Source organism: Bacteroides graminisolvens DSM 19988 = JCM 15093, assembly GCF_000428125.1.
Taxonomy (GTDB): Bacteria; Bacteroidota; Bacteroidia; order Bacteroidales; family Bacteroidaceae; genus Bacteroides; species Bacteroides graminisolvens.
The window spans coordinates 405,862-419,773 of the sequence record NZ_ATZI01000001.1 but is presented as its reverse complement, the minus strand read 5'-3'; the positions used below and the strand labels follow the sequence as shown (position 1 = coordinate 419,773).

The following is a 13,912-nucleotide window of genomic DNA, read 5'->3' as shown; positions in this document are numbered from 1 at the left end:
TCCGGGAATCAGACTTTTTTGCTTCCGACTCTTTGGAAGTAGACTTCGCTTCTGCTGCTTTCCTTCTAGCCTCGGCTTCACGACGAGCTTCTTCTTCAGCCCGCTTACGAGCTTTCTCAATTTCTTCTGCAATCAAACGATCAATACGTGCATTCAAACGATTAGCCTCTGTCTTTTTACGACGGATTTCACTTTGAAGTCCTTGTTGTTTTTTCTTCAGATTGGCTACCAAAGTACGCTTTTCCTTTTCCTGAACTTCCAATTTGGCTTTCTCGGACTCACGCTCTTTCAAAAGTGACTCTTTAGCAGCCTTTACCTGTTGAAGTTCGGCTCTTTTTCGATTGATTTGTTCTTGCTTTTTTAATATCTCTTCGCCTTGCAGACGTTGATAAGTAGCATATTCACGAACATAACGTAACCTTCTATACATTTTGGTGAGGTTATCTGCTGAGAAAATAAACATTAATTTCTCTTCAATGGATTTATTCTTATAAAGATATTGAACAGATGATTCATATTTCTTTTTTTTATCAGCCAAATCTTTACGCAACACGCCTAGTTGTCTTTCTAGTTTATAGAGTTCATCGCCAATGGCATCTACATCCTTGTTGATCGAATTAATATAGCGTTTTCGTTCTTCTATCTGTCCGGAAAGGGCCGCCAATCCATTCAGCTGACTGCCCACATCTTTCTTGGTTGTCTTCAACAACGACTCAGTCTCCGCTATCTGTTTTTGCAAAGCTCCTCTCTTGCTTTCAAGTTCTTTAATCAGCTTGTTAGATTGCGCTAAAAGAGTCGTTGAAGTACCAAGTAATAAAATAATAGCGATTAAAAAGTATCTCATAAATCAAAAAGGAGTTTTATCAGATCATTGAATTCAACTTGTGCGTATTTAGAAGAGACCTCAGTTGCCGTAACATTCATTTCATCGGATGAAAAATCATATAATTGGATTTTTGCTTCAGCCATTGAAGAAGTCAAACCGATTTCTTTGCCTGTAAGCACATTTTTACCACCCGGTTTTGAAGCATCCATAAGGCGTTTCTGTAATTTCTCAAAATCACTCCCTTTAGGCAAGAATGGAGTCATCTCAGCACGGGTCGCTTTAACAAAACGTTTATTCATACGATCAACGAACAACACTTCCTCCGGTGTTATATCAATACGTACCACTTCTGTCCGGATAACTGGTAACTGCACGGAAAGCTGGATACGTTCGTTTTGCTTCATTTTCATAGTACCGCCCATAGACATTTTATCACCTTTATAGGGAAATGTTAGTTGCATTTTCGATGACAAATAAGGGTTTGATGGTTCACCCGATGGTAACATTCCAATCTGCTTAGAGCTTTTACAGGAAGTAAAAAGCATTACCAAAGTAAGTATGCCACAGAATATATAAATTGATCTTTTCATTCTGTTATGTATTTTTTCTGTTCAATTTTCTTTTTTATTGTAGCCGACTTACTGCCCATTTCCAATGCTTTCTTCCAAAATTTAAGTGCATTTTCTACGTCTCCGGTCATGTAATAAATATCGCCACTATGTTCAACAATCACATCACTTTGTTCGCCGCCATTTTTAAGGGCCTCATCGATATAAATACGAGCTTCAGCATAGTTACCTTTCTCAAAAAGAATCCAAGCATAAGTATCTAAATATGTTGAATTTTTAGGCTCTGCTTTAACTGTTTTGAAACTCATTTCTTCAGCTTTATCCAACTCCCTTCTTTCAACAGATAAGTAATAAGCATAGTTATTCAATGCTCCAATATTTGAAGGGTTGTATACCAAAGCAGAGTCGTAGGCTGCATAAGCCTCTGCCATTTTATCTTTTGAGTGATAAATATCACCCATCATACTATAAAAGTCAGATACGACTTCTTTCTTACTATCAGCAGTAACATGTTGCAACGCTCTTTGATATATTGCAAGCGCATCATCTAACCTTTCAGCCTGATAATATGCAATTCCCAAATAATAATAAAACTCTAATGATTCCGGATTGGCTTCAATACCAGGCTCACAAAGACCTATTACCTCTTGAAAATCATTTTTACGGATAGCCGATCCCAACAAAGTCATTCGTGCAGCCGTATTAGTAGGGTCTATTTGCAATACCAGCTTTAGCACCGGAATAGATTCCTTTTCCATTCCTTTAGACAATAAATATTGAGCATAAAGCATCGGTACTTGGTCATCATCGGGATCTTGACGTAACATCCGATCAAACATAGCGATGACGCGCGTACTGTCTTTGGATTCTTGCTCTGCCTGCACGATAAATTCCCGCATAACATTCACTCGGGTTTCGGAAGGAACTTGATTATTGAGCAGCAACGTATCAATCTGTTGCTGATAAAGTTCTTTCTGACCAGTTTGCTCATAATAGGAAGCTAAAGCAAACATGGCCATTGCATTATCTGGTTCTATGGAAAGTACTTTTTGGTAAGTGCTATAAGCCTCCTGCTTTTTGCCGTTTTGAAGATACAAATCACCCAATAAAGTAAGGTAACGCATATCCATGGGATATTCCTCCGCAAGCTTCTCTATTTCTTGAAAAGCTTTCTTATCATCTTCCATTTGGAGATAAATGCGGAACTTCTCCATGCTGAGCTGTTCATTCTTACCAATGATTTGCTCAAGCCTGTCAAGCGTATGAATGACATTCTTATAATCTTTTGTTTGATTATACAGATCGACCAGATTGAACAGGGATTCTCTTCTTTCCGGAAAACGCTGATACATGTCTTCGAGGAGATTTATGGCTTTTTCTTTCTGCCCCTGTTGTTGGTAAAGATTTGATAAACCTTGGGAATACCAATAATTCTGAGGATCATTTTCTACTGCTTTTTCAAGTGCCTCTTGTCCCTGAGGAACTTGTTTCAAATACAAATAGAATTGAGATATTTCATACAAAGCAGAAGGAGCATCTGGTTGAATTGCCAAACAATGTTTATATAAATCAAAAGCAGCATCGTACTGTCCTTTTGCTTTGAGGCGGGCAGCCTCAAGAAAATAATAATTATATTTACGCTGCATATCCAAAGAAAGCACACTTGTTTGAGTGAGGGATTCCGATCTCCGACCTTTAATTTTCCCAGCCGGCGAACAAGCATTAAGAAAACAAGAGAGCAGTACCAGACAACTCAGTGATAGAAAACTATTTCGTATCAGTCCGGCCATGCCACGACTTCTTTTTCCTCGGAAATACATCATAATTATTATTTTTTACTTTAGTAAAAGCAAAACAGTTAAATCAGTCTTTGCCTGTATGCCCAAATCCGCCACTGCCACGTTCTGTCTCATCCAGTGTTTGTACTTCAGTCCACTCAGCTTGTTCGTGGCGGGCTATCACCATCTGAGCAATACGTTCACCATCTTCAATCACAAACGGCTCAGCAGAAAGGTTAACCAAAATAATACAGATTTCACCACGATAATCGGCATCAATCGTTCCAGGCGAATTGAGTACAGTGATTCCTTTTTTAATAGCCAACCCGCTTCTAGGGCGTATTTGCGCTTCATATCCTTTTGGTAAAGCTATATATAAACCCGTTGAAATAAGACATCTTTCAAGTGGTTTAAGGGTTACTGAAGCTGATAAATTGGCGCGAATATCCATTCCTGCCGAAAGTTCTGTGGCGTATGCGGGCAACGGATGCTTTGATTTATTGATGACTTGTATATTCATATTCATCCTTGTTTACTTTTTAATTTGCGAAATTAGGTAATTTGGGGCTATTTTTCATACATTTGCAGTTAATAACGGTTAATGATTAATTTATTACGCAAGATATGGAATGGAAGAAATTAATTTCCGCCAAACGATTTGGGATGGAAGAATTTCACGAGGAAAGACAGGAGAACAGAAGCGAATTTCAACGAGACTATGACCGATTGGTCTTCTCTGCTCCTTTCAGAAGGTTACAAAATAAAACTCAGGTTTTCCCTCTTCCCGGAAGTGTATTTGTACACAACCGACTAACACATAGTTTGGAAGTTTCTTGTGTAGGCCGCTCATTAGGAAATGACTCTGCCAAAGCAATTATCAGCAAAAACCCCCAATTGAGTGATACTTTTTTACCCGAAATAGGATCGATCGTATCAGCTGCATGCCTTGCTCACGATCTGGGAAATCCACCTTTCGGACACTCCGGCGAAAAAGCCATCTCTACCTATTTCTCCGAAGGACCGGGCATTCGATTAAAAGAACTCTTAAAGCCTGAGGAATGGGAAGACTTAATTCACTTTGAAGGAAATGCTAATGCGTTCCGCCTATTAACTCATCAATTTGAGGGCCGACGAAAAGGAGGCTTTGCCATGACCTACTCTACATTGGCCTCCATCATAAAATACCCATATTCTTCCAGACTAGCCGGCAATAAGCCAAAATTTGGCTTTTTCGTTTCAGAGCAAGATGATTTTCAGCTTATAGCGAATGAATTAGGCATGCATCAACTTCAAGCTTCTCCATTGAAGTATGCACGTTATCCACTTGTTTACTTAGTTGAATCCGCCGATGACATATGCTACCAAATGATGGACATTGAAGATGCTCACAAACTCAAAATACTTTCTACAGAAGAAACAATCGGCTTACTTATGGCCTATTTTGACGATGAAAGACAGAACCATCTTATGAGAACATTCAAAATCGTTAAAGACCGCAATGAACAGATAGCTTATCTCCGATCTTCAGTTATCGGATTATTAATAAAAGAATGCACCAACGTCTTTGTCGAAAATGAAAAAGTCATTTTAAGCGGAGAGTTTAATAGTACCTTAATAAAGGAAATAGCTCAACGACCAGCTTGTGCATATAAGAATTGTTCAGAATTATCATTTGAAAGAATATATCGTTCCAGGGATGTATTAGACATCGAACTAGCAGGATTCAGAGTAATAACGACTCTACTTGACCTCATGATCAATGCGGTAATGGAACCGGAAAAAGCTTATTCAAAACTTTTAATAAATAGGGTATCCGAACAATATAACATAAAAGCGCCTGCGCTCATTGACAGAGTGCAGGCTGTTCTAGATTATATATCGGGCATGACTGATGTGTTCGCTCTTGATCTTTATAGAAAAATCAATGGAAACAGTCTGCCTGCGGTATAAACTTACTTCGCAGAGGGAGGACTGAAAAACACTTTATTTGCACCCGAGGTGAGTTTACAGCCATTAGGATCTTTTTCAATAAAGGACTGAATATGACGCATTCTTTTTTCTTCTAGAATTTCATCTACAGCAATAAGAATTCCAGTCTCTTCTACATCACCAAAACCATAATTAATGGCCGTTCCGAACATCCTCATCGTTGGGCTCAAACTCATGTATGCATTAACCAAAGGAGGTATATTGTAACCGAGTTTACGAACCTCGGCATTGAGAATTTTATAGTCTTCTTTAAAAGTATCTTTGTCAAATAAGCATTCTAATTCATGCATATTTGTTTCTATCTGTAAAGGTTTCATCGGAGTTATCAAGCCTTCTTTGTCTCCAAAATGTTTTCTCAAAAAATAAAGAATCATATCACGCCCCTGACGATGAAAACTAGGATACATAGTCACCTTTCCGAAAAAATATTTAACTTCAGGCATAACCACAGTCAATGCGCCTAAACCATCCCATAAGTTATCTAAAGCAAATAATCCTTTGCTACCAGCACGAGTTGACTGATACTCTAGCGTAACAAATGAACGCCCTAGTTCAATGGTAGTAGGAAGATACTCTTTCAAAAACTTCTCGGAAAAGTTAAACATATGTGAAGTGGCAAGAATAGGATGTCCATGCTGATCAAATTCAACATCCGTACCTCGTATATAACGATAGCCACCAAGTATCTCTTCAGCTTCTGGGTTCCAAACGATCAATTGTTTATAAGCATTCTCCATGGTATCGTACTCATCAATATCCATTGACAGACCACAACCCCCACCTGCAGCACGAAAAGCGATTTCACGCAAACGGCCGATTTCTCTCATTAAATTCGGCGAATCATGATGAGTGATAATATAAATCTGATTATTACTCTTGTTCGTCATGCGCAAGCGCTTGTCGTCGGTTAATTCAGCTATAAGCAGCTTCTTACTTACAGGTTTAATAATTTCTTCCATATCTTTCGTCAGTAGTGTCTTTATTTCTTAGAGTTTATAAACAATGTCTTTTACATATTGCGCCCATTGAGCAGGCGTTTTAGACTTATCAAACGTTTGCCATGGAATAGGTTTTCCAAATGTAACGGTAAAAGTCTTATGGCGATTTCTAAACATTTCGTCTGCCAAATATAGCATAGCGATATTAAACTTAATGCCCAACATCTTGCAAACAGTGGCCAGATTATAGAAAAAATTCGAGTTGCGTCCATTAAAATGAACCGGTACAACATCTCGTTGAAACTGTACACTTTTGGCCACAAAAGTTTTCCTCCATTCAAGATCTTTGATAATTCCATTTTGTCTTCTGGAACACAGACCTGCCGGAAACATGATGAGTTGATTGTCTGATTTAAAACCAGCTTCAACCAATTGCGGGAAATCTTTGGCTTGTTTTCCGGTTTTGTTAATGGGAATGCACAACGGAGCTAATCCGCGCAAATTCATCAACAAGTCGTTGACGAGATACTTCACTTTACCATTATAATGTTTACCTAAGACATAACCTAAAGCAACGCCATCTTGCCCTCCCAATGGATGATTACACACAAATGTATAGAGACCGTCCTCCGGTAAATTCTCAGCGCCTTTTATTTCAATTTTCACATCAAGAAACTGCAATGAAGCCTCTAAAAAATCAACTCCCACTTTGTTTCGTGATTCAAATAAGAAGACGTTGAGTTCTTCCTGATGAACAATCTTCTTCAGGTAAGAAACAACAAAGGATGGTATGTATTTATAGTACTTACGCGCTTTTTCGCGTAGTATCTTTTCGACATCAATCAAGAACAAACTCTCTTCTGCCATTCTTTTTAAATAAAAAACAATAGCGCAAAATTAACGCATCTTTTTAATTAATTGTAATAAATGGCAAGAAAATACTAACTTTTAAAGCATCAAGCCCATAATAAGCAGCTATTTTTAGCATTTCAATGAACTTAAGCTACGATTTATATCTCAGCTAAAGGCGAGTAATCCAGACTATTCAACCCTGCTTTTTAACCATTAAAAAAGCTGTTGAAAACTTATTAAAAAAATATTCGTGGAATATTGTGGGGAATTGTGGGGAAATGCCTATTTTTACCGTCGCTTATTTATAATAATGTGCATGGTACGTTTTTTAGGCAATATTGAGGCTAAAATGGATGCGAAAGGGCGACTTTTCATCCCCGCACAATTCAGAAGACAGTTACAATCCGCTTCCGAAGAAAGACTTATTATGCGCAAAGATGTCTTCCAAGATTGCTTAGTTCTCTATCCGGAAAGAGTTTGGGAGGATGAACTAAACGAGTTAAAAACCAAATTGAACAAGTGGAATCCGGCGCACCAAAATATTTTTCGCCAATTTGTGAGCGATGTAGAGATATTAATACCCGACAGCAACGGACGTATCCTCATTCCTAAAAGATATCTTCAACTTGTAGATATCACCACCGATGTACGTTTTATCGGAATAGATACAAAAATTGAAATTTGGTCAAAAGAAAAAACGGATAATCTTTTTCTCACGGCAGAAGCATTTAGCTCCGCTTTAGAGAAGATCATGAAAAGCAATAACGAATAATTTATAAACAAAAATGGCAAACGAAGGAAATATATATCACATACCTGTTCTTCTCAAAGAAAGTGTTGATGCGATGAACATATCACCCAGCGGCATTTATGTTGACATGACTTTTGGAGGTGGTGGACATTCTAAAGAAATTTTGTCTCGCCTAGATGAAAATGGTCGCTTATTGGGATTTGATCAGGACGAGGATGCTGAAAGTAACATTCCAAGCGACAAGCGCTTTATCTTTGTACGCAGTAACTTCCGCTACCTGCATAACTTCCTTCGTTATCATAACATCGACAAAGTTGATGCCATATTAGCAGATCTTGGCGTTTCTTCTCACCACTTTGATGATAGTGAAAGAGGTTTCTCGTTCCGATTCAGCGGAGCACTTGATATGAGAATGAATAAACGATCGGGCATTACGGCTGCAGAAGTAATCAACAACTACGACGAAGAAAAACTTGCTGATCTTTTTTATCTTTATGGTGAGCTAAAGAACAGCAGGAAACTAGCTTCGGTAATTGTAAAGGCACGTAAAAGCAAAACCATAGAAACCATTGATGATTTTTTGAATCTGATTAAACCATTATTCGGCAGAGAAAGGGAGAAAAAGGAGTTAGCAAAAGTATTCCAGGCGTTACGAATAGAGGTTAACCAAGAGATGGAGGCACTAAAAGAGATGCTTGAAGCAGCCACTCAATCTCTCAAACCGGGAGGCCGGTTAGTAGTTATCACCTATCACTCTTTGGAGGATAGGATGGTAAAGAACATCATGAAAGCTGGGAATGTAGAAGGAAAAATAGTGCAGGACTTCTTTGGGAAAGTGCAAAATTCCTTTAAACTCGTAAATAACAAAGTGATCGTTCCCGCTGAAGATGAGATACAAAGAAATCCACGTTCAAGAAGTGCAAAATTGAGAATTGCAGAAAAAAAATAAGGATACACGGATATGGCAAATAAAGCAGAAGATAAAAAAAGAAGTCCCTCCGTAAAAAGCATCTTAGGAGGTGATATTTTGGCGAATGATTTTTTCAGGCGTCAGACCAAACTTCTCATCTTAATGATGATCTTCATCTTATTCTACATTCATAACCGGTACGCCAGTCAACAGCAGCAAATTGAAATTGACAAACTTAAAAAAGAATTGATTGACATCAAATATGATGCATTGACAAGAAGCTCGGAATTAATGGAGAAAAGTCGCCAGTCACGCATTGAAGAATACGTATCAGAAGAACAAAGTGATTTGCAAACATCAACAAATCCACCTTATGTAATTAAGAAAGATTAGGTATGGCTGTTAATAAGAAAAATATAATGACCCGATATTTCTTCGTGATCCTGCTAATGGGCATGGTCGGAGTATCTATTGTCATCAAGGCAGGAATTACCATGTTCGCCGAAAGACAATATTGGCAGGACGTTGCAGATCGTTTTATAAAAGAAAATGTAACAGTAAAGCCAAGCAGAGGTAACATTATATCATCTGACGGACGACTAATGGCCAGCTCTTTACCTGAATATCGTATTTATATGGATTTCAAAGCAGGTGGGGAAACAAAAGACACAATGCTTATCAATCACATAGATGAAATATGTGAAGGACTTCACCAAATATTCCCCGACAAAAGTGCTTCTGAATTCAAAACTCATATCAAAAATGGTAGAAAAAGAGGTAGTCGGAATTACCTTTTATATCCCAAACGGATATCTTACATTCAATACAAAGAGGTGAAACAATTACCTGTATTTAATTTGAATAAATACAAAGGAGGGTTCCACGAACAAGCATATAACAGAAGAAAAAAACCTTTCGGATCGCTCGCTACAAGAACGTTGGGAGATCTATATGCAGATACTGCAAAAGGAGCAAAAAATGGTCTTGAACTGTCTTTTGATAGTATCTTAAGAGGTAAAGATGGAGTTACTCATCGCCAGAAAGTGATGAACAAATACCTGAATATAGTTGACATACCACCCGTTGACGGTTGTGATGTGATTGCCAGCATAGATGTAAGCATGCAAGATATATGTGAAAAAGCTCTTGTTGACAAACTTAAGGAGATTAACGCCAGCGTAGGTGTTGCCGTACTTATGGAAGTAGCAACAGGAGAGATAAAGGCGATCGTAAACATGACAAAATGTGAAGACGGCATTTACCGCGAAATCAGGAACAATGCTATCAGCGACATGATGGAACCCGGCTCAACATTCAAGACAGCTTCAATTATGGTAGCTCTAGAAGATGGAATGATTACACCTCAAGATGGAGTAGATACGGGCAATGGCGTAATGAAAATGCATGGCAGAGATATGAAAGACCATAATTGGAGAAGAGGAGGATATCAATACCTTACTGTTCCTGAAATTTTAATGGTTTCATCTAATATTGGAGTGTCCTATCTCATTGATAAACATTATGGAAAGAATCCCCAGAAGTTCGTTGATGGTTTAAAAAGGATGAGCATCAATGAGCCACTGCATTTGCAAGTTCCCGGAGAAGGGAAACCAAACATCAAAGGTCCCAAAGAAAGGTATTTCGCAAAAACAACCTTGCCATGGATGAGTATTGGTTATGAAACGCAAGTACCTCCCATGAACATTCTTACGTTTTACAATGCTATTGCCAATAACGGTATCATGGTACGACCTAAATTCGTAAAGGCCATATCTAAAAACGGAGAAATAATAAAAGAATATCCTACAGAGGTTATTAACCCTTCTATCTGCTCACCACGCACTTTAACTCAAATACGGGAAATCTTACAACGGGTAGTATCTGAAGGTTTGGCAAAACCCGCTGGATCCAAACAATTTCATGTTTCAGGAAAGACAGGTACAGCACAGATATCTCAAGGAGTAGCCGGTTACAAAAGCGGTACAGTGAATTACCTCGTCAGTTTCTGCGGATTTTTCCCTTCAGAAGCGCCCAAATATAGTTGCATTGTTTCTATTCAAAAGCCTGGGCTTCCTGCTTCGGGAGGATTAATGGCTGGTAGTGTCTTTGGGAAAATAGCAGAAAGGGTATACGCCAAAAACTTGGCTCTTGACCTGAAAAATGCAATTGACACCAATCGCATTATCATTCCTGAAGTAAAAGCGGGCGAGATGAATGAGACTAAGCGTGTACTAGATGCCTTGAAGATACAAGCTCAAACAGAATTCAGCACTACCGGAAAACAGATATGGGGGAACAGCTATTCAACGGCAAAATCGGTTGTATTACAAAACAACCATACACTCAAAGGGTTTATCCCCAGCGTAATTGGTATGGGAGCTAAGGATGCTGTTTTTATATTGGAAAGTAAAGGATTAAAGGTACAACTCAATGGTATAGGTAAAGTGGTCAATCAATCCATACCTCAAGGTACGTTAGTCCGAAAAAACGAGAAAATCATCCTCACATTAAAATGATAATAAATAAGAAAGCTATATGAAATTAGGAGAATTAATTAAGCCAATTCGGATAATACAGGTTATAGGAACTTGTGAAACTGAAATCAAAGCAGTGAATATTGATTCACGACAAGTTGAAACTGGAGACTTGTTTATGGCTATGAAAGGTACGCAAACAGATGGTCATGCGTATATCTCAATTGCTATAGAGAAAGGGGCAGTTGCTATTCTATGTGAAGTTCTTCCTGAAACGCTTTCGGATAAAATAACCTATATCCAGGTTGCCGACAGTGAAGATGCTGTAGGAAAGGTTGCAACCAGATTCTTTGGGGATCCTACCTCAAAATTAAAGTTGGTAGGAGTAACTGGAACAAATGGGAAAACAACTATTGCCACCTTATTATATAATACATTTCGATATTTCGGATATAAAACAGGGCTTATATCAACTGTATGCAATTATATAGATGACGAGGCAATACCAACAGAACACACAACCCCTGACCCGATAACTTTAAATAAGTTACTCGGTCGCATGGCCGATGAAGGATGCAAATATGCTTTCATGGAAGTCAGTTCACATTCTATAGATCAGAAGCGTATCAGTGGGCTCACCTTTGCAGGAGGAATTTTCACAAATCTCACCCGCGATCACCTCGACTATCACAAAACAGTTGAGAATTACCTGAAAGCCAAAAAGAAATTCTTTGATGACATGCCTAAAAACGCATTTAGTCTGACCAATGTTGACGATAAGAATGGGCTGGTTATGACTCAAAATACAAAATCGCAGGTACATACCTATTCATTGAGAAGCCTCAGTGATTTTAAAGGCAGAGTCATTGAGTCGCACTTTGAAGGAATGCTGCTTGATTTCAACAACAAGGAACTAGCCGTGCAATTCATCGGACGCTTCAACGCGTCTAATCTTTTAGCTGTATTTGGTGCCGCCGTATTATTGGGTAAAAAAGAAGAAGATGTATTAGTAGCACTCAGTACTTTACATCCTGTAGCCGGACGATTTGACTCAATGAGATCACCTCGTGAATATACCGCAATTGTTGACTATGCACACACTCCCGATGCGCTGATTAATGTATTGAATGCCATACATGACGTACTTGACGGAAGAGGTAATGTTATCACTGTAGTAGGTGCCGGCGGAAACCGTGATAAAGGTAAACGCCCCATCATGGCCAAAGAAGCTGTGCGCTACAGTAATCGTGTCATCATTACATCTGACAATCCTCGTTTTGAAGAGCCTCAAGATATCATCAATGATATGATGGCCGGTTTGGATGCAGATGATAAAAAGAAAACCCTAAGTATTGTCGACCGTAAGGAAGCCATCCGCACCGCATGTATGTTGGCGCAAAAGGGAGATGTCATTTTAGTTGCCGGTAAAGGGCACGAGAACTACCAGGAAATCAAAGGAGTCAAGCACCATTTTGATGATAAAGAAGTTCTAAAAGATATATTTGATAACGAATAAAAGGATTTAAAACAACCCATTTAAAATAGAGCGCTTATGTTATACTATTTATTCCAATGGTTAGACAAATATGATTTGCCGGGTGCGGGAATGTTCGGATACATTTCTTTCCGTTCGCTAATGGCAATCATTCTGGCACTGCTCATCTCCAGTATATTTGGTAATAAGTTCATCAATCTACTCAAAAAGAAGCAAATTACAGAAGTTCAGCGTGATGCCAGCATAGATCCATTTGGTGTAAACAAAGTCGGAGTCCCCAGTATGGGTGGAGTCATTATTATAGTGGCAATCATGATTCCTTGTTTGTTGCTAGGCAAATTGCACAACATATATATGATTCTGATGCTGATCACTACCATGTGGTTAGGTTCTTTAGGATTTGCCGATGACTACATAAAGATATTTAAAAAAGACAAGGAAGGATTACACGGAAAGTTTAAAATAATAGGTCAGGTAGGTCTCGGATTAATTGTAGGGCTAACGCTTTATTTAAGCCCCCATGTAGTTATCAAAGAAAATATTGAAATACAAAAAAACGGAGAGCAGATAGAAGTAGTTCACGCGACAAAAAATATGAAGTCCACGCAAACTACTATTCCTTTTTTCAAGAGCAACAACCTTGATTACGCCGACTTGGTTTCTTTTATGGGGGAACACGCACAAGCAGCCGGCTGGATTTTATTTGTGATCATCACTATATTTGTAGTGACAGCCGTATCAAACGGAGCCAATCTTAATGATGGTATGGATGGAATGGCAGCAGGCAATTCTGCAATTATCGGACTAACGCTCGGTATATTGGCATACGTTTCAAGTCACATTGAATATGCCAGCTACCTCAACATTATGTACATACCGGGAAGTGAAGAGCTGGTAATATACATCTGTGCATTTATAGGTGCCCTTATCGGTTTCTTGTGGTACAATGCCTTTCCGGCACAAGTATTCATGGGCGATACCGGCAGTCTTACCATAGGTGGTATCATTGCCGTATTTGCCATCATCATACATAAGGAATTACTCATTCCCATTTTATGTGGAGTTTTTCTGGTAGAAAACTTATCTGTTATTCTACAGGTCAACTTCTTCAAAATAGGAAAAAGAAAAGGAATAAGACAACGAATATTTAAACGTACGCCCATACATGATCATTTCAGGACTACCCTATCCCAGCTTGATCCTAATTGCACGTACATGTTCACCAAGCCAAGCAATGTGTATCATGAATCCAAAATTACAGTAAGATTCTGGATTGTAACAATTGTTTTGGCGGCAATCACTATTATAACTTTAAAGATTAGATAAGAAT

12 protein-coding genes and 1 pseudogene are annotated in these 13,912 nt (G+C 38.6%); 7 read left to right on the top strand and 6 right to left on the bottom strand.

Features of this window, described 5'->3' with window-relative positions:
• Positions 1-54: 54 nt before the first annotated feature.
• From C511_RS18505 to dut, 4 genes and pseudogenes are all read right to left on the bottom strand, one after another.
• Positions 55-844: pseudogene (locus C511_RS18505) on the bottom strand (murein hydrolase activator EnvC family protein); the annotation flags it as partial.
• The gene (locus tag C511_RS0101720; protein WP_024995374.1) at positions 841-1,416 is read right to left on the bottom strand and encodes a DUF4292 domain-containing protein; all 576 of its coding nucleotides are present in this window, start codon (positions 1,414-1,416) and stop codon (positions 841-843) included. The pseudogene C511_RS18505 and the gene C511_RS0101720, both read right to left, overlap by 4 nt.
• Positions 1,413-3,218: a tetratricopeptide repeat protein gene (locus tag C511_RS0101715; RefSeq protein WP_394356817.1), complete on the bottom strand. Its 1,806-nt coding sequence runs from the start codon at positions 3,216-3,218 to the stop codon at positions 1,413-1,415. The genes C511_RS0101720 and C511_RS0101715 overlap by 4 nt, the downstream gene beginning before the upstream one ends.
• A gap of 40 nt (positions 3,219-3,258) precedes the next feature.
• Positions 3,259-3,693 (bottom strand): dUTP diphosphatase, encoded by a 435-nt coding sequence (gene dut / locus C511_RS0101710; RefSeq protein WP_027317694.1) that lies wholly within the window; start codon positions 3,691-3,693, stop codon positions 3,259-3,261.
• Between the two features lie 104 nt (positions 3,694-3,797).
• On the opposite strand from dut, the gene dgt reads away from it, so the two are divergent.
• On the top strand, positions 3,798-5,123 hold the full coding sequence (gene dgt, locus C511_RS0101705) for a dGTP triphosphohydrolase (RefSeq protein WP_024995376.1): 1,326 nt from the start codon (positions 3,798-3,800) through the stop codon (positions 5,121-5,123).
• Positions 5,124-5,125: 2 nt separating this feature from the next.
• Here the strand turns inward: dgt and C511_RS0101700 are convergent, their stop codons facing one another.
• Both C511_RS0101700 and C511_RS0101695 read right to left on the bottom strand, forming a co-directional pair.
• On the bottom strand, positions 5,126-6,121 hold the full coding sequence (locus C511_RS0101700) for a GNAT family N-acetyltransferase (protein ID WP_024995377.1): 996 nt from the start codon (positions 6,119-6,121) through the stop codon (positions 5,126-5,128).
• A gap of 27 nt (positions 6,122-6,148) precedes the next feature.
• Positions 6,149-6,967 carry a 1-acyl-sn-glycerol-3-phosphate acyltransferase gene (locus C511_RS0101695; RefSeq protein ID WP_024995378.1) on the bottom strand — a complete coding sequence of 273 codons (819 nt, stop codon included), beginning with the start codon at positions 6,965-6,967 and terminating at the stop codon, positions 6,149-6,151.
• A 301-nt stretch (positions 6,968-7,268) separates the two neighbouring features.
• Between C511_RS0101695 and mraZ the strand changes: the two genes are divergently transcribed.
• From mraZ to C511_RS0101665, 6 genes are read left to right on the top strand one after another with little or no spacing between them, the layout of a single operon-like run.
• Complete coding sequence (mraZ, locus tag C511_RS0101690) at positions 7,269-7,724, top strand: division/cell wall cluster transcriptional repressor MraZ (RefSeq protein WP_024995379.1); 456 nt, start codon at positions 7,269-7,271, stop codon at positions 7,722-7,724.
• A gap of 13 nt (positions 7,725-7,737) precedes the next feature.
• Positions 7,738-8,652, top strand: coding sequence for a 16S rRNA (cytosine(1402)-N(4))-methyltransferase RsmH (gene rsmH, locus C511_RS0101685; protein WP_024995380.1), 915 nt, complete (start codon positions 7,738-7,740; stop codon positions 8,650-8,652).
• A gap of 12 nt (positions 8,653-8,664) precedes the next feature.
• Entirely contained in the window at positions 8,665-9,006 is a 342-nt protein-coding gene (locus C511_RS0101680; RefSeq protein WP_024995381.1) for an FtsL-like putative cell division protein, read from the top strand.
• Between the two features lie 2 nt (positions 9,007-9,008).
• Complete coding sequence (locus C511_RS0101675; protein ID WP_024995382.1) at positions 9,009-11,129, top strand: penicillin-binding protein; 2,121 nt, start codon at positions 9,009-9,011, stop codon at positions 11,127-11,129.
• A 19-nt stretch (positions 11,130-11,148) separates the two neighbouring features.
• Positions 11,149-12,603: a UDP-N-acetylmuramoyl-L-alanyl-D-glutamate--2,6-diaminopimelate ligase gene (locus C511_RS0101670; protein ID WP_024995383.1), complete on the top strand. Its 1,455-nt coding sequence runs from the start codon at positions 11,149-11,151 to the stop codon at positions 12,601-12,603.
• Positions 12,604-12,639: 36 nt separating this feature from the next.
• Positions 12,640-13,908, top strand: a complete 1,269-nt coding sequence (locus tag C511_RS0101665) for a phospho-N-acetylmuramoyl-pentapeptide-transferase (protein ID WP_024995384.1) — start codon at positions 12,640-12,642, stop codon at positions 13,906-13,908.
• Positions 13,909-13,912 lie beyond the last annotated feature (4 nt).